This window comes from Bradyrhizobium sp. 25ACV (assembly GCF_054863005.1).
Genome location: NZ_JAVAYO010000005.1, coordinates 190,123 through 212,273 on the forward strand (window position 1 = coordinate 190,123; position 22,151 = coordinate 212,273).

At 64.7% G+C, this 22,151-nt stretch carries 17 protein-coding genes, 1 tRNA gene and 1 riboswitch; of the genes, 10 read left to right on the forward strand and 8 right to left on the reverse strand.

All coding sequences use genetic code 11. The features are described from left to right. The first annotated feature begins 80 nt into the window (after positions 1-80). The 3 genes from RAD04_RS13685 to purH all read left to right on the forward strand — a co-directional run bounded on the left by RAD04_RS13685 (position 81) and on the right by purH (position 5,061). On the forward strand, positions 81-1,427 hold the full coding sequence (locus tag RAD04_RS13685) for an RsmB/NOP family class I SAM-dependent RNA methyltransferase (RefSeq protein WP_461624205.1): 1,347 nt from the start codon (positions 81-83) through the stop codon (positions 1,425-1,427). A gap of 157 nt (positions 1,428-1,584) precedes the next feature. Then, positions 1,585-3,303 (forward strand): heparinase II/III family protein, encoded by a 1,719-nt coding sequence (locus RAD04_RS13690; RefSeq protein ID WP_461624206.1) that lies wholly within the window; start codon positions 1,585-1,587, stop codon positions 3,301-3,303. Positions 3,304-3,361: 58 nt separating this feature from the next. Next, a riboswitch (ZMP/ZTP riboswitch) is annotated at positions 3,362-3,443 on the forward strand. 25 nt (positions 3,444-3,468) lie between these two features. Next, positions 3,469-5,061, forward strand: coding sequence for a bifunctional phosphoribosylaminoimidazolecarboxamide formyltransferase/IMP cyclohydrolase (purH, locus tag RAD04_RS13695; RefSeq protein ID WP_461624207.1), 1,593 nt, complete (start codon positions 3,469-3,471; stop codon positions 5,059-5,061). A 187-nt stretch (positions 5,062-5,248) separates the two neighbouring features. Here the strand turns inward: purH and RAD04_RS13700 are convergent, their stop codons facing one another. After that, positions 5,249-6,634 carry an MFS transporter gene (locus RAD04_RS13700; RefSeq protein WP_461624208.1) on the reverse strand — a complete coding sequence of 462 codons (1,386 nt, stop codon included), beginning with the start codon at positions 6,632-6,634 and terminating at the stop codon, positions 5,249-5,251. Between the two features lie 100 nt (positions 6,635-6,734). On the opposite strand from RAD04_RS13700, the gene ggt reads away from it, so the two are divergent. Continuing rightward, entirely contained in the window at positions 6,735-8,486 is a 1,752-nt protein-coding gene (gene ggt / locus RAD04_RS13705) for a gamma-glutamyltransferase (RefSeq protein WP_461624209.1), read from the forward strand. A 133-nt stretch (positions 8,487-8,619) separates the two neighbouring features. Here ggt and RAD04_RS13710 read toward each other — a convergent pair whose 3' ends face one another. Further along, positions 8,620-9,285 carry a glutathione S-transferase family protein gene (locus tag RAD04_RS13710; protein WP_461624210.1) on the reverse strand — a complete coding sequence of 222 codons (666 nt, stop codon included), beginning with the start codon at positions 9,283-9,285 and terminating at the stop codon, positions 8,620-8,622. Between the two features lie 164 nt (positions 9,286-9,449). Between RAD04_RS13710 and RAD04_RS13715 the strand changes: the two genes are divergently transcribed. The 4 genes from RAD04_RS13715 to panE all read left to right on the forward strand — a co-directional run bounded on the left by RAD04_RS13715 (position 9,450) and on the right by panE (position 13,241). Further along, entirely contained in the window at positions 9,450-10,046 is a 597-nt protein-coding gene (locus tag RAD04_RS13715; protein ID WP_461624211.1) for a DUF2239 family protein, read from the forward strand. Positions 10,047-10,134: 88 nt separating this feature from the next. Further along, positions 10,135-11,484: an MATE family efflux transporter gene (locus tag RAD04_RS13720; protein ID WP_461624212.1), complete on the forward strand. Its 1,350-nt coding sequence runs from the start codon at positions 10,135-10,137 to the stop codon at positions 11,482-11,484. A 102-nt stretch (positions 11,485-11,586) separates the two neighbouring features. Beyond that, complete coding sequence (locus RAD04_RS13725) at positions 11,587-12,195, forward strand: 2-hydroxychromene-2-carboxylate isomerase (RefSeq protein WP_461624213.1); 609 nt, start codon at positions 11,587-11,589, stop codon at positions 12,193-12,195. A 122-nt stretch (positions 12,196-12,317) separates the two neighbouring features. Beyond that, on the forward strand, positions 12,318-13,241 hold the full coding sequence (gene panE, locus RAD04_RS13730; protein ID WP_461624214.1) for a 2-dehydropantoate 2-reductase: 924 nt from the start codon (positions 12,318-12,320) through the stop codon (positions 13,239-13,241). An 83-nt stretch (positions 13,242-13,324) separates the two neighbouring features. On the opposite strand, the gene RAD04_RS13735 is transcribed toward panE, so the two are convergent. From RAD04_RS13735 to RAD04_RS13750, 4 genes are all read right to left on the reverse strand, one after another. Beyond that, positions 13,325-13,918, reverse strand: a complete 594-nt coding sequence (locus RAD04_RS13735) for a c-type cytochrome (protein WP_461624215.1) — start codon at positions 13,916-13,918, stop codon at positions 13,325-13,327. 207 nt (positions 13,919-14,125) lie between these two features. Next, the gene (locus RAD04_RS13740) at positions 14,126-15,406 is read right to left on the reverse strand and encodes a PQQ-dependent sugar dehydrogenase (RefSeq protein ID WP_461624216.1); all 1,281 of its coding nucleotides are present in this window, start codon (positions 15,404-15,406) and stop codon (positions 14,126-14,128) included. Between the two features lie 352 nt (positions 15,407-15,758). Then, positions 15,759-16,742 carry an NAD-dependent epimerase/dehydratase family protein gene (locus tag RAD04_RS13745; protein ID WP_461624217.1) on the reverse strand — a complete coding sequence of 328 codons (984 nt, stop codon included), beginning with the start codon at positions 16,740-16,742 and terminating at the stop codon, positions 15,759-15,761. A 76-nt stretch (positions 16,743-16,818) separates the two neighbouring features. Next, positions 16,819-16,893: transfer RNA gene (locus tag RAD04_RS13750), tRNA-Gly, on the reverse strand. A gap of 274 nt (positions 16,894-17,167) precedes the next feature. Between RAD04_RS13750 and trxA the strand changes: the two genes are divergently transcribed. After that, positions 17,168-18,091, forward strand: a complete 924-nt coding sequence (gene trxA, locus RAD04_RS13755; protein WP_461624218.1) for a thioredoxin — start codon at positions 17,168-17,170, stop codon at positions 18,089-18,091. Between the two features lie 35 nt (positions 18,092-18,126). Next, on the forward strand, positions 18,127-18,804 hold the full coding sequence (locus RAD04_RS13760; protein WP_461624219.1) for an LON peptidase substrate-binding domain-containing protein: 678 nt from the start codon (positions 18,127-18,129) through the stop codon (positions 18,802-18,804). 12 nt (positions 18,805-18,816) lie between these two features. On the opposite strand, the gene RAD04_RS13765 is transcribed toward RAD04_RS13760, so the two are convergent. Together RAD04_RS13765 and RAD04_RS13770 are read right to left on the reverse strand one after the other, a co-directional pair. Beyond that, positions 18,817-21,330 (reverse strand): EAL domain-containing protein, encoded by a 2,514-nt coding sequence (locus tag RAD04_RS13765; RefSeq protein ID WP_461624220.1) that lies wholly within the window; start codon positions 21,328-21,330, stop codon positions 18,817-18,819. A 222-nt stretch (positions 21,331-21,552) separates the two neighbouring features. Further along, positions 21,553-22,146, reverse strand: coding sequence for a cytochrome b/b6 domain-containing protein (locus RAD04_RS13770; RefSeq protein WP_461624221.1), 594 nt, complete (start codon positions 22,144-22,146; stop codon positions 21,553-21,555). Positions 22,147-22,151 lie beyond the last annotated feature (5 nt).

The following is a 22,151-nucleotide window of genomic DNA, read 5'->3' on the forward strand; positions in this document are numbered from 1 at the left end:
ATTCGCGTGCCAGAGGTTGGGTTCTCAAGGCATGCGCCCATTGCGGCGGAACTGCCGCTCGCTCAGAACCTTGCTTCCGCATGCCATCTCAACGTTTCGCCCCTCCGTCCGAAGTGCCCGGTCTCGCGGCGCGACGGATTGCCGCCGACATCGTCGACGGCGTGCTGCACAAGCACCGTACGCTCGATGACCAACTCGACGGCAGCGGCGCCCATCCCGGACTGAAGACGCTGGCCGACCGCGACCGCGCACTGATGCGGCGCCTGGTCGCCACGGTGCTGCGTCGACTCGGCACGCTCGGCCATGTGCTGTCCCGCCTGCTCGACAAGGGCATCCCCTCCGATGCGCCGCGCGCGCAAAGCGCGCTCCTGATCGGCGCGGCGCAGATCCTCTGGATGGACGTGCCGGATCACGCGGCCGTCGACCTCTCCGTTCGCCTCGTGCAATCCGACCGGCGCGCCGCGCGCTATGCCGGCCTCGTCAATGCCGTGCTGCGCCGCTGCGCGCGCGAGGGCACGGCGCTGGTCGAGGAGGTCGCCGCGCAATCGCTGGATCTGCCGCCATGGCTGCTCGCGCGCTGGAGCGCGCATTATGGCGAAGCAACCGCAAGGGAGATGGCGCTGGCACTCGGCCACGAGCCCTCGCTCGATCTCACCGTGAAGTCGGATGCCGCGCAATGGGCGAGCCGCCTGCACGGCGAGACGCTTCCGACCGGAACGGTGCGGATGCTGCTGCACGGCTCGGTGACCATGCTGCCCGGCTTCGCCGAGGGACAATGGTGGGTGCAGGACGCCGCCGCCGCGCTGCCGGCCCTGCTGTTCGGCGACGTCAAGGGCAAGTCCATTGCCGATCTCTGCGCCGCCCCCGGCGGCAAGACCGCGCAACTGGCGCATGCCGGCGCGCACGTCACGGCGATCGACCGCTCGCCGGCCCGGGTGACGCGGCTGCGTGAAAATTTGGCGCGGCTGTCGCTCCAGGCCGAGACCGTCGTCGCTGACGCCGTGGAATGGGCCGGCCCCGCCGATGGCTTCGACGGTATTTTGATCGATGCGCCCTGCACCTCGACCGGCACGATCCGCCGTCATCCCGATGTGGCGTGGCTGCGGCAGGAATCCGATGTCACCGCCATGACGGTGCTTCAGCAGCGGCTGCTGCGAAAATCGGTATCGTTGCTCAAGCCGGGCGGCACGCTGGTCTACTGTACCTGCTCGCTGGAACCCGAAGAGGGCGAGCAGGCCGTGGCGACGCTGCTGGCGAGCGAGCCTGCGCTTCGCCGCGTCCCGATCGAGGCCGCGGAGGTCGCGGGCCTGGACGAAATCATCACAGGGGACGGCGATCTGCGCACCCTGCCCAGCCATCTGCCGAACGTCGATCCCAAGCTCGGCGGGCTCGACGGATTTTTCGCGACCCGGCTCGTTAAATCCTGATTTTGCACCGGATTTTGCGACCGCGACGCTGATTCGCACACGTTCAAGGTGGTGTCAGACGTCCGATTTTGGGATTAATAGGGATTCGTCGGAATCCTCTCCCCCTTCAAGGCAAAGCGTGTCGGTCGCTCAACGCAGACGTATCTCGACGCTGGTCATGAACCGCTTCGCGCGGAACATGCTCGCGCGCGCGAGCGGCGGTTCCGTTGCGCTGTCGCGGGTCTGGCCCGGTCGCACCGATCGGCTGATCATCGCGCCGCATGATCTGCGCACCGCGGATGCGACTCGCGCCGCTGAAATCTATGCCGGCCGCTTCGTCTTCGCCGGCAAGATCGTCAATTGCCACGGCCGTTCGATCTTCGATCTCGAGCCGCCGTCGGAGGATTGGGAAGTCGCGCTGCTCGGCTTCGGCTGGCTGCGCCATTTGCGCGCCGCCGACACTGCGCTGACACGGGCGAATGCGCGCGCGCTGATCGAGGACTGGATCGCCAACCCCGCCAACAAGCGTCGCCTGGTCGCGCGACGCGCCGACGTGCTGGCCCGGCGCGTGATCTCGCTGCTGTCGCAGGCGCCGCTGGTGCTCAACGAGACCGACAACAAGTTCTACCGCCGTTACCTGCGCGCCCTCACGCGCGAGATCCGCTTCCTGCGCTACACCATGGTCAACATTCCCGACGGGGTGCCGAAGCTCCAGGTGCTGATCGCGCTGTGCTATGCGGCCTTGTGCCTCGCCAACCAGGCCGGCCAAATCCGCAGCGCATCGAAAAAACTGTCGGACGAATTGCAGCGGCAGATCCTGCCCGACGGCGGACACATCTCGCGCAATCCGGGCGCGCTGATCGACCTCCTGATCGATCTGCTGCCGCTGCGGCAGACGTTTGCTGCGCGCAACATCGCACCGCCGCCGGCGCTGCTCAACGCGATCGACCGCATGATGCCGATGCTGCGCTTCTTCCGGCACGGCGACGGAAATTTCGCGCTGTTCAACGGCATGAGCGCGACATCGTCCGACCTGCTCGCAACGCTGCTCGCCTATGACGACACCCACGGCGCGCCGATGGCGAACATGCCGCATACCGGCTTTCAGCGCCTCGATGCCGGCCAGACCACTGTGATCATCGACACCGGCCCGCCGCCGCCAGCCGGCGTCAGCCACGATGCCCATGCCGGCTGCCTGTCGTTCGAACTGTCTTCCGGCATCAGCCGTATCGTCACCAATTGCGGCATGCCGACCACGGGCCGCGACAATTGGCGGCCGTTCGCACGTGGCACGGCGGCGCATTCGACACTGACCTATCACGACACCTCCTCGTGCCAGTTCGTCGAGATGTCGGCGATGAAGCGGCTCCTGCACGGCTCGCCTGTTACCAGCGGGCCCGTCGAGGTCGAGAGCTATCGCGAGATCGTGCAGAACGGCACGCTGCTCACGACCTCGCATGACGGCTATCTTTCCAAATTCGGCGCGATCCACCGCCGCGTGCTGATGATCGCCAATGACGGCGCGCGCATCGACGGCGAGGACACGCTGTCGCCGCCGCAGGGCGGACGCTTCAAGGGCGCCGACGCTGACTTTGCGCTGCGCTTCCATCTGCATCCGGCAGTGAAGGCGAGCCGGCTGTCGGATGCGCGCGGCGTCATGCTGGTGCTGCCGAACCGCGACGTCTGGACCTTCGAGGCGCTCGACGACAAGGTCGACCTCGAGGACAGCGTGTTCCTGGCCGGCAATGACGGGCCGCGCCGCACCGCCCAGATCGTGATCCGGCAGGACGCGCGGCAGGCGCCCTCGATCCGCTGGAGCTTTATCCGCTCCACGGCATCGCCGACCGTTACCAATGCCCGCCGCAACGCCCGGCGCGAACCGGAACTTCCGCTGTAAACGCGCGGATTCGGCCCCATCTGATCGTTGTGAAGCACGCCGAAAACTGCTATCGAGCCCTCGCTCGCGCGACTGGCGACCTTGGATGGAGCACCATCGGGAAGCGCGACACATATCTGCCGCGCGCCTGGGCATAGACACTCCTTAAGACAGAGAATCTTGCTCATGACTGACCATCCCCGCCGCGTCACCCGCGCGCTGCTTTCCGTCTCCGACAAAACCGGCCTGATCGAATTCGCAAAGGCGCTCGCCGCCCATGATGTCGAGCTGGTCTCGACCGGCGGCACGGCGAAAGCAATCGCCGCGGCCGGCCTCAAGGTGAAGGATGTCTCCGACCTCACCGGCTTCCCCGAGATGATGGACGGCCGCGTCAAGACGCTGCATCCGAAGGTGCATGGCGGCCTGCTCGCGATCCGCGACAATAAGGAGCATGCGGATGCGATGAAGACGCACGGCATCGCGCCGATCGATCTTCTCGTCGTCAATCTCTATCCGTTCGAGGCGACCGTCGACAAAGGCGCCGGCTTCGAGGATTGCATCGAGAACATCGACATTGGCGGCCCCGCGATGATCCGCGCCGCCGCCAAGAACCATGACGACGTCGCCGTTGTCGTCGAGGCGGATGACTACAAGGCCGTGCTCGACGAGCTCGCCGCCAACAAGGGCGCGACCACGCTGAAACTGCGCCGGCGGCTTGCTGCGAAGGCCTACGCGCGCACCGGCGCTTACGATGCCGCGATCTCGAACTGGTTCAATCGCCAGCTCGAGATCGACGCGCCCGACTTCCGCGCCTTCGGCGGCAAGTTGATCCAGTCGCTGCGCTACGGCGAGAACCCGCACCAGACCGCGGCGTTCTACGCGACGCCCGACAAGCGCCCGGGCGTCTCCACCGCCCGGCAGCTCCAGGGCAAGGAGCTCTCCTACAACAACATCAACGACACCGATGCGGCCTATGAGTGCATCGGCGAGTTCGACGCCAAGCGCACCGCTGCCTGCGTCATCGTCAAGCACGCCAACCCCTGCGGCGTCGCGGAGGGATCAAACCTCGTCGACGCCTATCGCAAGGCGCTGGCCTGCGATTCCACCTCGGCCTTCGGCGGCATCATCGCGATGAATCGTCCGCTGGACGCAGATACGGCCCGCGAGATCACAAAGATCTTCACCGAGGTGATCATCGCGCCCGACGCCACCGAGGAGGCGATCGCCATCATCGGCGGCAAGAAGAACCTGCGGCTGCTGCTCGCCGGCAGCCTGCCCGATCCGCGCGCGCCCGGCCTCACTGCCAAGACGGTGGCGGGCGGCCTGCTGGTGCAGAGCCGCGACAACGCGGTGGTCGACGACATGACCTTCAAGATCGTGACCAAGCGCGCACCCACGGACGCGGAGATGCGCGACCTCAAGTTTGCCTTCCGGGTCGCAAAACACGTCAAGTCCAACACGATCATCTATGCCAAGGATCTCGCCACCGTCGGCATCGGAGCCGGCCAGATGAGCCGGGTGGATTCAGCGCGGATCGCGGCGCGCAAGGCCCAGGATGCGGCGAACGAGCTGAAGCTCGCCGAGCCGCTCACCAAGGGCTCGGTTGTGGCGTCGGATGCGTTCTTCCCGTTCGCCGACGGCATGCTCGCCTGCATCGAGGCCGGCGCCACCGCGGTGGTGCAGCCCGGCGGCTCGATGCGCGACGACGAGGTGATCAAGGCCGCCGACGAGCACGGCATCGCCATGGTGTTCACGGGCACGCGGCATTTCCGGCACTAATCTAACCACACGTCGTCCCGGACAAGCGCGCCCTAAGCGCGCGCCGATCCGGGACCTCCGCGCGAGCGCTTGCGCTCGTCGCGATTACCACAGGGAGAAGTTTGGTCCGCGGTATTGGCCGCGTCGCGCCAACGAGAGATCACGCGGCATGGGTCCCCGCGTTCGCAGGGACGACGGCGAGAGTTAGCTAGTCTTTCACCCGCATCAACAGCCCGAGCCCCGCGACGAAGAACACCACCAGCACGGCCATGCCGGCCTTCTGGCTTGCGGTTACCGCGGTGATCATGCCGATCAGCAACGGTCCGATGAAGGACGTCACCTTCCCGGTCAGCGCGAACAGGCCGAAATACTGCGCGATGCGGTCTTTCGGTGCGAGGTGGATCAGCAGCGTGCGTGAGGCCGCCTGGAGTGGACCACCGGCCGCGCCAATGAGGCAGCCCAGCACGAGATAGGCGCGCTCGGCCGCGCTCGAGAACAAGGGAGCGTCTGCTTGCGGCGGCGCGACCTTGATGAACAACACACTGTCCTTGTCGACCAGGAGAATTGCCGCCACGGACAGCAGCAGCACGAGCAAGCTGCCGGCGATGACGCGCTTCGGCCCGAGACGATCATCCAGCTTGCCGCCGAACCATGCGCCAAATGCGCCGGCAATCGCGAGCATGATGCCGAAGGTGCCGATCTGGATGGTGTGCCAGCCGAAGGTGCCCGCGGCATAGATGCCGCCAAAGGCGAACAGCGACACCAGACCATCCGTGTAGATCATATTGGCGAGCAGAAACGCCGCCAGCGATCTCTGCTGCGGCAAGCCTCTGATCGATTGCCTCAGCTCCCACAGCCCCTCACGCAACGCCTCGCGCACCGGGCGCTTCGCCGGATAATCCGGCGTGAACAGGAACAGCGGTGTCACGAACACGATGAACCACAGCCCGGTCAGCGGGCCCACGATGCGATCGCCCTGATGGCTGACCGGATCGAGCCCGAACAGCGGCGTGAAGCCCAGCAATGTGCGGCCGGTCTGCGGATTGGCCGCGAGGAAGCCGAGCACGATGATCAGGCTGACGATCCCGCCGACATAGCCGGTGGCCCAGCCAGTGCCGGAGAGCCGCCCGATCCGTTCCGGCGGCACCAGCGTCGGCATCATTGCATTGTTGAAGAGGGTGGCGAATTCCGCGCCGACGCTGGCGAGCGCGACTGCGGTGAGCAGGGGCGGAATGATGGAGGGATCGCCGGGCTTGCCGATCCACAGCGTGCAGGATGCCGCCACCAGCAGCGCACCGAACCCGGCGATCCACGGCTTCCGGCGGCCCGAGGCGTCCGCGATGGCCCCCAGCACCGGCGACATCAACGCGATCGCAAGGCCCGCGGCCGCCATCGCAAATCCCCACAGCGATTGGCCGGTGGCGGCGTTCGGCGCAATGCTGGTGGCGAAATAGGGCGCGAACACGAAGGTCGTGATCAGTGTGAAATATGGCTGCGCGGCCCAGTCGAAGAAAATCCAGCTGACGACGGCGGCACGCGGCGGATAGGTCCGCGCCACGCCGGCCATGCGCACATCCGGGGCAATCGTCGTCATCACGCAGTCCTCATCACGAACAGTTTTGCCTCTCTTGGGGCAAACCGTATAGCATTGCAGCGAGGCATGTGAACTGGTTCGAAGCCACGGCGGAAGCTTGATGATGTCGTCATATTCGACAAGGCGGACATTTTTCGCCTTCATAGCCGCCCTGGCGTTTGGTCTGTCACCGGCAGCCGCCCAGGATGCGCGACGGGCCTATGTCCCAGCCGCGTCTGACACGGTACGCGCCGTCGCCGCCGAGCACGGCATGGTCGTCGCGCAGGAGAAGATATCTGCGCAGATCGGTGCCGATATCCTGCGGAGCGGCGGCAATGCGGTCGATGCCGCGGTCGCGACCGGCTTTGCAATGGCCGTGACCTATCCGCGTGCCGGCAATATCGGTGGCGGCGGCTTCATGGTGATCCATTCCGCGGACCGCAACGAAGACATCACGATCGATTACCGCGAGACGGCGCCGGCGGCGACCACGCCGCAAATCTTCCTCGGCGCCGACGGCAAGCCCGATGTTGCGAAGTCACGGGATTCCGCGCTCGGCGTCGGCGTGCCCGGCACGGTCGCGGGCCTCGCTTTGGCATTGGAGAAATACGGCTCGGGGCAATTCACGCTAGCGCAATTGCTTGCGCCTGCGATCGCGCTCGCCCGCGACGGCTTCGCCGTCGGCGACGATATGGCCGACACGCTGCCTACCTGGCACCGGCGGCTGGCACGCTGGCCCTCCTCGGCGAAAATCTTCTCGCGGCCCGATGGCACGCCGCTGGGCGAAGGCGACAGGCTGGTGCAGGGCGATCTCGCTGAAACGCTGTCGGCGGTCGCCGCACAGGGGCCACGTGGCTTCTATGAGGGGCCGGTCGCGGAAAAGCTCGCCAAGTCCGTGACGGACGCCGGCGGCATCATGACGCCCGCCGATTTGAAGGCCTATCAGGCCGTGATCCGCGCGCCGGTGCGCGGCACCTATCGCGGCTATGACATCGTGTCGATGCCGCTGCCTTCGTCGGGCGGTGTCGTGCTGGTGGAGACGCTCAACATCCTCGAGGGCTTTCAGCTCGCCGATCTGAAGCAGGGATCGTCGGCATCGCTGCATCTTTTGATCGAGGCGATGAAGCGCGCCTACGCGGATCGCGCGCGCTATCTCGGCGATCCCGCCTTCGTCAACGCGCCGATCGAGACGCTCGTCGCGAAGGACTACGCCGCCAAGCTGCGCGCCGGCATCTCCGCCGAACACGCCACGCCGTCGAAGGAGCTCGTTTCCGCGGCTCCCTCGCCGCGCGAGGGCAGCAACACCACGCATTTCTCCGTCGTCGATTCCAGCGGCAACGCCGTCAGCAACACCTATACGCTGAACTTCAGTTACGGCGTCGGCCTCGTTGCCGACGGCACCGGCGTGCTGCTCAACAACGAGCTCGACGATTTCACCGCCGCAATCGGCGCCTCCAATGCCTACGGTCTCGTCGGCTTCGAGGCCAATCTGCCCGGCCCCGGCAAGCGGCCGCTGTCCTCGATGTCACCGACCATCGTGCTTAAGGACGGCAAACCGGTGCTGGTAACGGGCTCGCCCGGCGGCAGCCGCATCATTTCGAGCGTGCTGCAGGTCATCGTCAACGTGCTCGACTACAAGATGGATGTTGCGGCCGCCGTCGCAGCGCCACGGCTGCATCATCAATGGTTGCCGGATGAAGTGCGTGTCGAGAGCGGCTTTCCCAGCGATGTTCTGGGTAAGCTGAAGGCGATGGGCCACGTCATCGTCGAGCCGATGGGGCAGACGTCGGTCAATTCGATTGTCGTGACACCCAACGGACCGCTCGGCGCGCCCGATCCGCGCACGCGCGGCGCAGAAGCTGCGGGGCAGTAACAACGTCGTCTGCATGGCACGGGAGCGCGGATCCGCTAGCGGTCGCTGTCACGCGCTATCGCGGCATGTACACGCCGGAGCGCCGGACGTACTGGGCCTACGCGGCGGGCTAGGCGCTCGACGACATGACTAACTACCGTCCCACCTGGTACGGCCCGCCCTTTTCCAGCGCCCGGGCATATGCCGGCCGCGCGTGGATGCGCTCGAGAAACGCCATCGCCTTGGGATGGCCCTGCTCGAGCCCGCCGCGCGCTTGCGCCGCTTCCAGCGGAAAGCTCATCTGGATGTCGGCTGCGGTGAACTCGTTGCCGGCGAACCACTCGCTGTTGCCGAGCTCGCCTTCCCAGTAATCCATGTGCTGCTTGAGCTGCGGATTGACCAGCGTGGTGAGCGCCTGGTTCGAGACCTTGCGCACCAGCGGACGAAGCAGCGCCGGCGCGCGCTTCGGCATCAGCGTGAACAGGAGCTTCAGCAACAGCGGCTGCATCGCGGACCCTTCGGCATAATGCAGCCAATAGGTGAAGCGCAGCCGCTCCGGCGTGTTCGGCGGTGGAATCAGCCGGCCGTTGCCGTAGGTCGCGATGAGATATTCGATGATCGCGCCGGACTCGGCGATCGTGTTGCCGTTGTCGGTGATGACGGGCGACTTGCCGAGCGGATGAATGGCGCGCAGCTCCTTCGGCGCCCGCATGTCCGGCTGGCGCTGATAGCGCACGATCTCGTAAGGCACGCCCAACTCTTCGAGCAGCCACAGCACGCGCTGCGAGCGGGAATTGTTGAGGTGGTGAACGGTCAGCATCGGCAAGGTCCCCAGGGCAAGGCTTAGTGGCTAGGCGTGCTCAGTCGCGGCGCCGTTCGTGCCAGCCCGGGATCACAATGTCGAGCCATCGGTGCGGATATTTTCATCCGGGTATATTGACGCCGACAATTTACCCGGGTATTAAATGACCCACCGTCGTCAAAATGGCAATGATTCCAATGCAGAAGATTTTCACCGCCTTCCAGGGGCAGCGCCGACTGGTGTCGGGGCCGGCAGGCGAGGTCGCGCTGGTCGTCAAGCGGGTGGCGCAACGGCCGGACGAGCCCATCATCATCTTCGAGGACGGCACGGGCCGATCGATCGACTTCGATCTGCGCGGCGGGGATCGCGAGGTGCTGGCGCGGTTGGCGAAGCTTGTGCCGCCGCCGGTCGAGGAGAGCATGCCACCGAGCGAGCCGCGCGGCCGCGGCCGGCCGAAGCTCGGCGTGGTCGCGCGCGAGGTGACGCTGCTGCCGCGGCATTGGGAGTGGCTCAACGCGCAAGCTGGCGGCGCCTCGGTCGCGCTGCGCAAGCTCGTCGATGAGGCCAGGCGCGCCAGCGGCGACAAGGACCGCGAGCGGCAGGCGCGCGAGGCGGCCTATCACTTCATGTCGACCATGGCGGGCAACCTGCCGCAGTTCGAGGAAGCCTCGCGCGCGCTGTTTGCCGATGACCGGCGACGCTTCACCGGGCTGATCGCGGACTGGCCGACCGATATCCGCGACCACATCGTCAAGCTCGCCTACAGCGACCGCGCGTAAACCGCGCGCGCTCTCTCACGTTCCCATCGACGGCCGAGCCGCGCATTGCGCGGCAACGGCTTCGCACGCCCTGATGAAAGGCCAATCCATGTCTGCCCCCAAGCCGCTCTGGACAACATTCCTCCGCTTCCTCGCACCCCTGATGCTGAGCAACGCGCTGCAATCGCTGTTCGGCACCGTCAGCAACGTCTATCTCGGCCAGATGATCGGCATTGACGCGCTCGCGGCGGCCTCAGTGTTCTTCCCGGTGATGTTCTTCCTGTTCGCCTTCGTCATGGGGCTGAGCACCGGCGCGACCGTGCTGATCGGCCAGGCCTTTGGCGCGGGCGAGCACGGCCGGATCAGGAGCGTCGTAGGCACGACGCTCGCGGTCGGCCTTCTGCTTTCAATCTCAGTGGCGCTGACCGGCGGGCTCTTCAGCCGTCAGCTGATGATGGCGCTCGCCACGCCCGCGGACATTCTCGACCAGGCCAGCGCCTATGCGCGCATCATGCTGCTGACGATGCCGCTCGGCTTCATCTTCCTGCTGATGACGGCGATGATCCGCGGCGTCGGCGACGCGCTGACGCCGCTGCTGGCGCTGGCTCTGTCAACTACGATCGGGCTGATCCTGACGCCGATGTTGATCCGTGGGTCGTTCGGACTGCCGGCGGCCGGCATCACCAGCCCGGCATGGGCGGCCGCGATCTCGAACGCGCTCACGCTGATCGTGCTGGCGTTCTATCTGCTGCGAAAGAAACACGCGCTCGCGCCGGACGCGGCGCTGCTGCGTCACCTGCGGCTCAACGGCGCCATGCTCGGAAAGATCCTCGGCATCGGATTGCCGAGCGCTATCGGCATGGTGGTGATGGCGATCGCAGAGCTGGTTCTGCTCGGCCTCGTCAACCGCTTTGGATCGGAGGCCACTGCGGCCTATGGCGCCGTCAACCAGGTGATGGGCTACACCCAGTTCACGGCGATGTCGATTTCGATCGCGGTCTCGATCCTCGGTGCACAGGCTGTCGGCAGCGGCGACAGAGCCCGGCTCGACGGCATCGTGCGGACCGGGCTCGCTTTCAACCTCGTTTTGACCGGCGGGCTCGTGGCGCTGATCTATCTCGCGCCGCGCGCAATCCTCGGCATCTTCATCACCGATGCCGCCGTGCTCGATCTGGCGAAAGGCCTGCTCAATATCGCCCTGTGGAGCTCGGTGCCGTTTGGCCTCGCCACAGTGTTCTCAGGTGCCATGCGGGCGGCCGGCGTCGCGTTGATGCCAATGCTGCTCTCCATCTTCGCGATCCTCGCGATCGAGCTGCCGGCCGCAGTGATCCTGAGCCACACGATCGGCCTTGCGGGCGTGTGGGCCGCCTATCCCATCGTTTTCTGCGCCATGTTCGCCTTGCAGATGGGCTATTACCTCATGGTCTGGCGCAAGCGGGCGATCCGGCGGCTGGTCTGATTTCCAGAGTATTATGCTCATCATTAAACGGTGGACCCGCAGGGCACGCTGCGTCACAATACGGGAAAAGCCAGATTAAAAAAGTAGGTCACGGAGAACGATTTGACCCGCACAGCCCCGCAATTCCTGTTCGATTTCGGCAGCCCTAATGCCTATCTCAGCCACCTCGCGATCCCCGCGATCGAGCAGCGCATCGGCGTCAAGTTCGAATATGTGCCGATCCTGCTTGGTGGCATCTTCAAGTCGACCAACAACAAGTCGCCCGCCGAGACGCTCGCGGGCATCAAGAACAAGCGTGAATTCCATCAGGTCGAGACCGAGCGCTTCATCAAGCGCTTCCATGTCCAGCCCTATGTCTGGAATCCGCACTTCCCCATCAACACGCTGAACCTGATGCGCACGGCGATTGCCGCACAGCTCGAGGGCGTATTCGAAAAATACGTCGAGGCGGCCTTTCACCACATGTGGCGCGAGCCGAAGAAGATGGACGATCCCGAGATCGCGGCGAAGGCGCTGGCCTCCTCCGGGCTCGACGCCCAGAAGCTGTTCGCCCGCAGCCAGGAACCCGAGGTGAAGGGCAGGCTGATCAAGAACACCGAGGAAGCGGTCGCCCGCGGCGCGTTCGGCTCGCCGACCTTCTTCGTCGGCAACGAGATGTTCTTCGGCAAGGAGCAGCTACGCGAGGTCGAGGAGATGGTGCTCGGGACCTAGCCGCTCATTCTCCGGCGACAGAATGTGATCGCGGCAACATTCTGGATTGCTTCGCTTCGCTCGCAATGACGATTATAAGTAGCCGCCAACAGCAATAATCAAGAGCAACAATGGAGCATCCCATGCGTATCCTCGTGGTCGGCGCCGGCGCCATCGGCGGCTATTTTGGTGGCAGGCTGTTGCAAGCCGGCCGCGACGTCACCTTCCTGGTCCGGCCGCGCCGCGCCGGCGAGCTCGCAAGCGCCGGCCTCATCATCAAGAGCCCGAATGGCGATGTGACCTTGAAGAATCCGCCGACCGTGCAAGCCGACGCTCTCAAGGACAAGTTCGACGTCGTGCTCTTGAGCTGCAAGGCGTTCGATCTCGACGACGCCATCAAATCGTTTGCGCCGGCGGTCGGACCTGACACGGCGATCATCCCGATGCTGAACGGCATGAAGCATCTCGATATCCTCGATGCCAAATTCGGCAAGGAGCGCGTGCTCGGCGGCCTCTGCGCCATCGCGGCGACCCTGAACGAGAAGCGCGAGGTGGTGCAGCTCCAACCGATGCAGTCGCTGAACTACGGCGAGCGCGACGGCAAGCTGTCAGATCGCGTCAAGGCGATCGACGAGGCCTTCAAGAGCGGCATCACCGGCGCCGCCGCCAGCCAGAACATCATGCAGGACATGTGGGAGAAGTGGGTGTTCCTGTCCTCGCTCGCGGCCTCCACCAGCCTGATGCGCACCTCTGTCGGCAACATCCTCGCCGCGCCCGGCGGCCGCGACTTCCTGCTCGGCATGCTGGACGAGACCAGCGCGATCGCCACCGCGTCGGGCTATACGCCGGGCGGGCCGTTCTTCGAGCGAGTGAAGGGCAACCTCACCGCCGAGGGCTCGCCGATGACGGCCTCGATGTTCCGCGACATCAAGGCCGGCCTGCCGGTCGAAGCCGATCATGTCATCGGTGATCTCATCGCACGCGCCGATGCCGCCAAGGTCCCGGTGCCCAAGCTGCGCATCGCCTACACGCATTTGAAGGCGTATGAGAAGCAGCGGGCGGGGTAGGCAGCCTCGCCGTTCCACTGTCGTCCCGGACAAGCGCAGCGCAGATCCGGGACGACAGCGGAGCTTGTGGCGGCAGCTCCGCACTATTTCAAATGCGCGAGATAGTGCGAGATCGCGGTGATTTCCTCGTCGCTCATGTGATAGGCGACATCGGCCATCGCGGCGACGCCGCCGCCGACGCGCTGGCCGGCTTTGTAGTCGTGCAACGACTTGACCAGATATTCCTCGCGCTGGCCAGCCAGTCGCGCCACTCCCTTGGTGCCGGCGAAGCTGTCCGTATGGCATGAGGCGCAGCGGCGGCCTGCGGCAACTTGCGCACCTTTCTTCGACAGGTCGGGATCCCCGTCCTCCGGTCCCTTCGGCGGCGTCAGCTGCGAGAAATAAGCGCCGAGATTGCGGATGTCCTCGTTGGTGATCTCCTCGACGATCGGCTGCATCTGCTCGTTCTTGCGCGAGCCCGCGCGGAAAAACACGAGCTGCCACTGGATGAACTGATCAGGCTGGCCAGCCAGCGAGGGGATATTCTCCGTCTGCGAGATGCCGTTCTCGCCGTGACAGCCGGAGCAGACGGCAGCCTTCTCCTTGATCGCGGCATTGTCCGCAGCCTGAGCCGGGACGAATGCGAGCGCTGCAAGCGAAAGCGCGCCGATGGCGTACGAAGAAAACTGGCAGCGCATCGTGGGAATTCCGATCTATCTGGATCATTCCGGGGCGTGCGGAGCACGAGCTAAGATGCGCAATTGCGCATCGGAGAATCCATAACCCCGGTTCGTGGTTATGAGTTCCGCACTTGCGCTGGCGCGCAATCAGGAACGACAACGTGGCTTTGAAATGAAAGAGGCTGCGGCACCGTCCGGCCACCGCAGCCTCGTATCGTGTGCGCGTTACTTCTTGCTGTAGCTGATGCGGTAGATCGCGCCGGCCCAGTCGTCGGCGACAAGGATCGATCCGTCCTTGGCGAGGATGATGTCGTCGGGGCGGCCGAGATAGCCTTGGTCGCCCTCGATCCAGCCGGAGGCGAACACCTCCTGCTTGGGATTCTTGCCATCAGGCCCGACGATCACGCGCATGATGCGGCCGCCCTGGTACTTGTGGCGATTCCAGGAGCCGTGCTCGGCAATCAGGATGTTGTTCTTGTACTCGGCGGGGAACTGGTCGCCGGTATAGAACTTCATGCCGAGCGGAGCGACATGCGCGCCGAGGTTCAGCACGGGCGGCGTGAACTCGGAGCACTTGTGGCCCATCGCGAACTTGTCGTCCGGCAGATTGCCCTGGTGGCAGTAGGGATAGCCGAAATGCTCGCCCATTTTGTTGATCATGTTCAGCTTGTCTGAGGGCAGATCGTCGCTGATCCAGTCGCGGGCATTCTCGGTGAACCAGAATTTGCCGGTGCGCGGATCGACGTCGCCGCCGACCGAGTTGCGCACACCGAGCGCGTAGATCTCGGCGTTGCCGGTCTTGGGATCGACGCGCCGGATCTGCGAGACGCTGGTCGGTGGGATGCCGACGTTGAAGGGCGGTCCGAACGGAATGTAGAACCAGCCTTCCTTGTCGACCGCGATGTACTTCCAGCCATGCGCGGCATAGGACGGCATGTCGTCATAGACGACCTTGCCGTCGCCGAGCTTGTCGAGATTGGCCTCCGCGTTGTCGTAGCGGATCAGCTTGTCGACGGCGATGACGTAGAGCGCGCCGTCCTTGAAGGCGAGACCGGTGGGCATGTTGAGGCCCTTGAGGACGGTCTTGACCTCCTTCTTCCCGTTGTTGTCCTTGATGGCATAGACGTTGCCGAGGCCGAACGAGCCGACGAACAGCGTGCCCTTGTCACCCCAGGCCATCTGCCGCGCGGCCAGCACGCCCGAGGCGTAGACCTCGATCTTGAATCCCGCCGGCAGCTTGATCTTCTTGACGATGTTGGCGAGCTCGGCATCGGACGCGCCGGTCGGCGGACCCGAGGGCGGCGCGAGGCCCTTCTGCGCCTCGGTCTCGTCGCCGAGGAACCAGTCATCGGGCGGATGGGTCCAGAACTCCTTGGTGCCGGATTCGTATTTCTTCAGCGCCCGGTTCTTGTCCTGCTGCTGCGCATTGCCAGCGCCGGTCCCCGCGAGAAAGGCAACCGCTGCAAGCGCCAGAACGGATTGAAAGACGGATCGATGGAACTTCATCGCGTCACTCCCCTAAGGCAGCCGTCAGGGCTGCGCATTATTTTATTTTGCTAGTCGAGAGGCGAAGTTTGGGTCCGTCGGGACGACAGACGCAAAAAGGTTAGCACATCTGCGAACGGTGAGAAGCCGGCCGCGTGCGCCGCCGTTACGCTCCGGAAAAATTGAGACGGAATGTCAACGAACGAACGCCGCTCTCGCTGCAGCGCGGAATCAATTGGCGCGCGGATCGTTTAGCAGGCGGCAGGAGGGGGGTGGTTATACAAAAACGCGAAAACAACCCTCAAGCGGCTCGCTCCCGGCGAGATCGGACAGACATCTGACGCGTCGAGCAAAATAGCAAATCCGGCGCCTACTATGCGACCGGGTAAGGCCCGTCGTCGAACGCCGTGTCATGATAACCCTTCGAGCCGATCTCACGCGCCAGCGGGCTACGGAAATCGCGCTCAGTGCGCAGGCTGTCCAACACATGCGCGAAGTCGAATTCCGGCCGCCAGCCCAGCTCGCGCCGCGCGCGTTCGTTGACATAGACGCGGTCGATCTCTGGGAGGAGGCTCCAGCCTCGCGCCGCATACAGCTGCGCGCAATCCGGATAGAGCTCGCGCACGACACCGGCTGCATCGCGCGCGAGCGCAGTGAGATGGCGCAGCTCGAACGGGCTGGTGGCTGAGACGATGTAGCGGGCGAAACCGATCTTCGGGGCACGTTCGGCGGCGAGCAGATGCGCGCTCACGGCGTCCGCGATGTCCAGCCGGCGATAGAGCAGCTCGTTGGCCTGCGCGTTCTCCAGCGCGTAAGCCGAGCGCGTCACCGGATCGTCATCGTCCTCCGGAAAGAAGCGCGAGGTCCGCAAGACGACGACCGGCAGGGCGCGCTCGCGATAGAACAGCTCGCACAGGGTCTCGGCCATCAGCTTTGTGGTGCCGTAGATGTTCTTCGGCACCGACGGCAGATCCTCGGTGACCCAGACCGCCGCCTGTCCCGCCCCGGAGCGGAGCTGCGAGCCGAACGCGCTGGTGGTGCTGGTGAAGACGAAACTGCGCACGCCGGCGCTCGCCGCCGCCTCGAGCAGGTTGAGCGTGCCGGTGACGTTGGTGTCGACGAAGTCCTGCTTGCCGTGGGTCGCCACATGCGGCTTGTGCAGCGTCGCGGTGTGGATGACGGTGGAGACGCCGTCCATCTGCGCCCGGACGAAGCCGGGATCGACGATCGAGCCGACCGCGTCGGTGAAGGGCGATGGCTTCAGATCGAGCCCGCGCGCTGGGGAACCGCGCGCCCGGAGAGTCCGGAGGATGGCTTCCCCTAGGTGGCCTGCGCTGCCGGTGACCAGAATTGTCATTGCGAACCCAGGACAGCCGCGAGCGGCGTGGCGAACCACGTTTCCGTCCGGATCCGCTGGATGCTTTGGGAAAAACTGGAGCGGGCGAAGGGGCTCGAACCCTCGACCCCGACCTTGGCAAGGTCGTGCTCTACCACTGAGCTACACCCGCATCCTGTGTCGGTCGCGTGACGCGCCGGCAACGGCTGTCGTATGCCAAAACCGGGAGGGGAATGCAACAGCTACCGGCGATCTAGATTCGGTTCTTGGGGCCCCATATGGAGCCTGAATGCGACGAAATGGCCCGAAAGTGTCCCGGAACTGGCGAATCGGCCTCGGTGGATTGAAATTCGGCCGTCGCGGCCCAATTTAGGAGCCGACAGCGAGCATAAGGTGTGGCGGCGTGCTAAAGACCCGCCATTCCGGACATAGACGAGGGGATCCCCGTGACGATCATCGACCAGGGTAACGGAGCGGCGGGCCCGGCTGCGGCCGATCTGATCAAGGACACCACCACCCAGACCTTCGTGAAGGACGTCATTGAGGAATCGAAGCGCCAGCCGGTGCTGATCGATTTCTGGGCGGAGTGGTGCGGCCCCTGCAAGCAACTCACCCCTCTGCTCGAAAAGGCCGTCAAGGCGGCCAAGGGCAAGGTCAAGCTGGTCAAGATGAACATCGACCAGCACCCGGCGATCCCGGGCCAGATGGGCATCCAGTCGATCCCGGCCGTGATCGCCTTCGTCAACGGCCAGCCCGCCGACGGCTTCATGGGCGCGGTACCCGAGAGCCAGCTCAACGCCTTCATCGAAAAGCTGACCAAGGGCGTGACCGCGCCGGGCGAGCCCAATATCGCCGAGATCCTGCAGGAGGCTGAAGCCGTGCTCGCCGAGGGCGATGCGGCTGCGGCAGCGCAGATCTACGCCGAGGTGCTCCAGCATGATGCCACCAACATCGCGGCGCTCGCGGGCCTCGCAAAATGCTATGCCGTCTCCGGCGCGATGGAGCAGGCCAAGCAGACGCTCGCCATGGTGCCGGAATCCAAGCGCAACGACCCCGCGGTGAAGGCCGTGCAGACCGCGATCGATCTCACCGAGCAGGCGCAATCGCTCGGACCGGTGGCCGAGCTGGAACAGAAAGTCGCCGCAAACCCGCTCGATCATCAGGCCCGATTCGACCTCGCGACCGCGCTCAACGCGCAAGGCAACCGTGCGGCCGCTACCGAGCAGCTGCTCGCGATCGTCAAGCGCGACCGCAAATGGAACGACGACGGCGCCCGCAAGCAGCTGGTGCAGTTCTTCGAAGCCTGGGGCGGCACGGATGATGCAACCGTCGAGGGACGCAAGCGCTTGTCGACGATCCTGTTTTCGTAGGGGCGGTTGACCAAGTCAGCGGGGACCGGGACCAGATGCCGATCAACATCGAATATCGCGGACCCGCCGACCTCCCGGAGATCATTCCGGTGTTTCCGCTGCCGGGCGCGCTGCTGCTGCCCCGCGGCCAGATGCCGCTCAACATCTTCGAGCCGCGCTACCTGTCGATGGTCGACGATTCCTTCCGCGACGGCCATCGCCTGATCGGCATGATCCAGCCTGATGTCGCGCACTCGCCGAAGAATTCCGACAAGCCGACCCTGTTCCGCGTCGGCTGCGTCGGCCGCATCACCCAGCTCGCCGAATCTGGCGACGGCCGCTACATCCTCGAGCTCACCGGCGTCTCGCGCTTCAAGGTGGTCGAGGAGCTCGAGGTGCTCACCGCCTACCGGCAGTGCAAGGTGGATTTCTTCGCCTTCGTCGACGACTTCACCGCGCGCATGGGCGAGGACGAGGTCGACCGCGAGGCGCTGCTGACGGTGCTGGCGGACTTCCTCAAGGCCAACAATCTCAAGGTCGACTGGGAAGGCGTCGAAAGCGCGCCCAACGAAGCGCTCGTCAACGCGCTGGCGATGATGTCGCCCTATGGCCCCGCAGAGAAGCAGGCCATGCTGGAAGCGCCCGACTTGAAGACTCGCGCCGAGATTCTGATCGCGGTGACGGAGATGGACCTCGCCAAGAAGCGCACCAGCGGGGATCCTCCGCTGCAGTGAGGATGCGGGCGCTCACGCAGCGCAGACGGCTGTCTTGTCACCTCGCTTGTCACCTCGCCTCAGCATTTTCGCAATGGCGGATGCGGGCATCGGCCGACCGAAATAGTAGCCTTGCGTTTCGACGCACCCCTCTTCACGGAGGACGTCCAGTTGCTCCTTCGTTTCGACGCCTTCGGCGGTCGTCGTCTTGCCGAGGCTGACTGCGAAGCGAACGACTGCTCGCGCGAGATGGTGCGCGTCTGCCCTTGCGCTGGACAGTTCGTTGACGAAGCTGCGGTCGACCTTGATCTTGTCGAACGGGAATCTTTGCAGAAAGCTCAGCGATGAATAGCCGGTGCCGAAGTCGTCCAGGGCGATTCGCACGCCGAGCTCGCGCAATTGACCAAGTGCTGCGAATACAGCTTCGCTGTCATGCATGATCACCGTCTCGGTGACCTCGAGCTCGAGCCGGTGTGGCAAAACTCCCGAACTCGCCAGTGCATCGACAATGACCGGGACAAGCTCCTTGCTCCTGAATTGAGCGGGAGACAGGTTGATCGCGATCTTGAGGTGGGCAGGCCATTTGGCGGCTTCCGCACAGGCCGTCCTCAAGATCCATTCTCCCAGCGGCACGATCAAGCCGGCCTCCTCCGCGAGCGGTATGAATTCGCCGGGCAAGACCAGGCCACGCCGCGGGTGATGCCAGCGCAGCAAGGCTTCGAAGCCGCGGATCTCGCCGGTCGCGGTATTGACGAATGGCTGGTAGTGCAGCTCGAATTCGCGGCCAGCAAGCGCCTCCCGCATGTCGCGCTCCAGGTTGCGTCGCGCATGCATGAGCTGGTCGAGTTCAGGCTCGAAGAAGCGGAATGCGCCACGTCCACCACTCTTGGCCGAGTAGAGGGCGAGATCCGCGCTCTTCATCAGCACGTCGGAATCATTGCCATCGCGCGGCGCGATGGCAATGCCGATGCTGGTGCCCACCGTGACCCGGTGATCGCCGAGATCAAAGGGTTCGCAAAGCGCCTTCCTGATGTTCTCGGCGAGGGTGGCGGCCTCGACGGCCGGGTTGGTCACGTAGTCGATCACGGCGAACTCGTCGCCGCCCAGTCGAGCGATCAGCGCGGTTTCCGTGGTGCACTCGCGCAGACGCGCAGAAACGGCGCGCAGCAGGGAATCGCCTGCCGGGTGTCCGAGCGTGTCGTTGACTTCCTTGAAGCGATCGAGGTCGAGCATGAGCACGGCCAGATCGACGCCGCCGCTGCGCGTAACCGCAATGGCGTGCTCCATCCGCTCTCTGAGCAGCACGCGATTTGGCAGATCGGTCAACGCATCGTGTTGCGCCATATGCGCGATCCTGGCCTCGGACCGGCGTTGCTCGGTGACATCAAGATGCGTGGCCACCCACCCGCCGCCGGCCATAGGCTGTCGCGTCACGCAGATCAACCGACCATCCGCGAACTCGTCGATTCTGCTAGAGACCGCATCGAACGGCAACGCGGCCAATTTCGACAGGAACTGCTCGGCTGCGCCCTCGCTGGTGTCGCTCTTGAGAATGCCGGTCACGACGCGATGCCTGATGATGTCGGCGTGCGGGGTCCCCGTTCTCAGCAGTTCCGGCGGCAGCTGATAGAGCAGGGCATAGCGCTCGTTGCAGACCACAAGTCGCCTCTCCGCATCGAACATGCAGAGAGCCTCGACCATGTTGTTGATGGCCGTATCCAGCCTGAGCTTCTGGTCCTGGATCTCCTGTTGCGAATCTTCCACCTGCTGCCTGGCGCGCGAAAGTTCACTGATGATTTCCTCAAATCTGCTGGTTCTGGTCGCAAGGCGGCGATCCGCCAGCACGCCGACGAAGCTCATCCCGAGCACCGATAGGGCCACACCCGCGATTGCCACGGCAAGGAAGCTCGGCGAAAGCGACAATGTGTCGTTTGCCAGCGTCGGGTCTGGGACGATCTGCACGGCCCCCATGGCCGTGAAATGATGCGACACGATGGCGAGCGTCAGCAGCAGCGCCGCGGCGAAGGTCCCCGACTTGCTCTTGTGGCCCAAGGCAACCGCGAGCGCGACGTAGCCCAGGACCATGCCGAGGACGATCGAGATGAACACCAGCCCCGGCGACCAGGTGACACGACCCGGCACCTCGAGGGCCCACATGCCGATGTAGTGCATGCTTGCAATGCCGGCGCCGATGATGCCGCCACCGGCAGCTGCGCGCCAACGGCCGGAATTGTTGACGGCAACGCCAAACCCGCCTGAGGTCAGGATCATCGCCGCAGCGAGCGACAGCGCTGTCAGCACGAGGCCGTAACCGGTCGGGACGCCGGGCTCGTAGGCGAGCATTGCGACAAAATGCGTTGCCCAGATTCCGTAGCCGATGGCCGCGCCGGCAATCGCAATCCAGATCAGCCGCGCCCAGGCTCGCGAGGCGATCGCCCGATGAAAAATGCTGACGGCCACAATGCTCGCAACGAAGCACACGAGGCCAGCGAGCATGACAAGCCGCCAGTCGTGCTCCGCCGTGAGGCAGGTAAAAACGCGGAACATTCAATATCGCTCCCTCGTCAATACTACCGAGAATTGATCCGATCGGGCTTTGTCCGCGTTAATTTTCTACAATGCCCAGTTGTATGCCTATCGGGAGGTAAATGCTTCGCGACAAATGGCGCCAGTTCGCGTAATTATGCGGGTTCGGACGGTTCTAGTCCCGTGAAACTACGCGGTTGAGCGAGCCCGTGATTGCATCCGTTGGAACTGAACCGGCCCTGACTAATGATGGCCGCGGATGCGCTTGCGCCCGGTGATCATCGCGCGGATCAGGTTCTCGCGCTGGAGAAGTCCCATCAGCACCACGCCCACGACGTGGAGCACGACCAGGACGATGACCGCATCCGATGAATAATGGTGGGTGTCTTCGACCCACCAGATGCCGAAGAAGGTGGTGGTGACCGACATCGCGCCCGTGATCGTCGAGACGGCGAGCGAAGCCAGCAGCGCCACCAGCATCAACGTGCCGGCGGGATTGAGCCCGATGTAGCGGCCGGTGATGCCGCGGCGCAGGTTCCAGAGATAGCTTGGCGCCGCCCGAAGCCTCACTCTGATCATGCGGAAGCGCGAATAGCGGCTTCCCCAAAAGCCCCAGACGAGGCGGAAAGCGAGTAGCCCAAGCACCGTGTAGCCGACGATGCGATGAAGCCGATCATAGACGGTGGGCGTGAACCACGCGGCGAGAATGCTCGCTGCAAACGCCCAGTGCCAGAGGCGCAGCGGGAGATCCCAGACTGCAATCGTCCGCGGCGCGGCTCGATCCGCGGGGGTCCCGTCGGACACCCCGCGCGCTTCTGGCACCGCTTCTTCGATCAAGTCAG

Excerpts from the sequence above, each read along its gene's own strand:
- RAD04_RS13685 (WP_461624205.1), top strand. The coding sequence starts at position 81 with ATGCCATCTCAACGTTTCGCCCCTCCGTCCGAAGTGCCCGGTCTCGCG.
- RAD04_RS13690 (WP_461624206.1), top strand. The coding sequence starts at position 1,585 with ATGAACCGCTTCGCGCGGAACATGCTCGCGCGCGCGAGCGGCGGTTCC.
- purH (WP_461624207.1), top strand. The coding sequence starts at position 3,469 with ATGACTGACCATCCCCGCCGCGTCACCCGCGCGCTGCTTTCCGTCTCC.
- RAD04_RS13700 (WP_461624208.1), bottom strand. The coding sequence starts at position 6,634 with ATGACGACGATTGCCCCGGATGTGCGCATGGCCGGCGTGGCGCGGACC.
- ggt (WP_461624209.1), top strand. The coding sequence starts at position 6,735 with ATGATGTCGTCATATTCGACAAGGCGGACATTTTTCGCCTTCATAGCC.
- RAD04_RS13710 (WP_461624210.1), bottom strand. The coding sequence starts at position 9,285 with ATGCTGACCGTTCACCACCTCAACAATTCCCGCTCGCAGCGCGTGCTG.
- RAD04_RS13715 (WP_461624211.1), top strand. The coding sequence starts at position 9,450 with ATGGCAATGATTCCAATGCAGAAGATTTTCACCGCCTTCCAGGGGCAG.
- RAD04_RS13720 (WP_461624212.1), top strand. The coding sequence starts at position 10,135 with ATGTCTGCCCCCAAGCCGCTCTGGACAACATTCCTCCGCTTCCTCGCA.
- panE (WP_461624214.1), top strand. The coding sequence starts at position 12,318 with ATGCGTATCCTCGTGGTCGGCGCCGGCGCCATCGGCGGCTATTTTGGT.
- RAD04_RS13735 (WP_461624215.1), bottom strand. The coding sequence starts at position 13,918 with ATGCGCTGCCAGTTTTCTTCGTACGCCATCGGCGCGCTTTCGCTTGCA.
- RAD04_RS13740 (WP_461624216.1), bottom strand. The coding sequence starts at position 15,406 with ATGAAGTTCCATCGATCCGTCTTTCAATCCGTTCTGGCGCTTGCAGCG.
- RAD04_RS13745 (WP_461624217.1), bottom strand. The coding sequence starts at position 16,742 with ATGACAATTCTGGTCACCGGCAGCGCAGGCCACCTAGGGGAAGCCATC.
- RAD04_RS13760 (WP_461624219.1), top strand. The coding sequence starts at position 18,127 with ATGCCGATCAACATCGAATATCGCGGACCCGCCGACCTCCCGGAGATC.
- RAD04_RS13765 (WP_461624220.1), bottom strand. The coding sequence starts at position 21,330 with ATGTTCCGCGTTTTTACCTGCCTCACGGCGGAGCACGACTGGCGGCTT.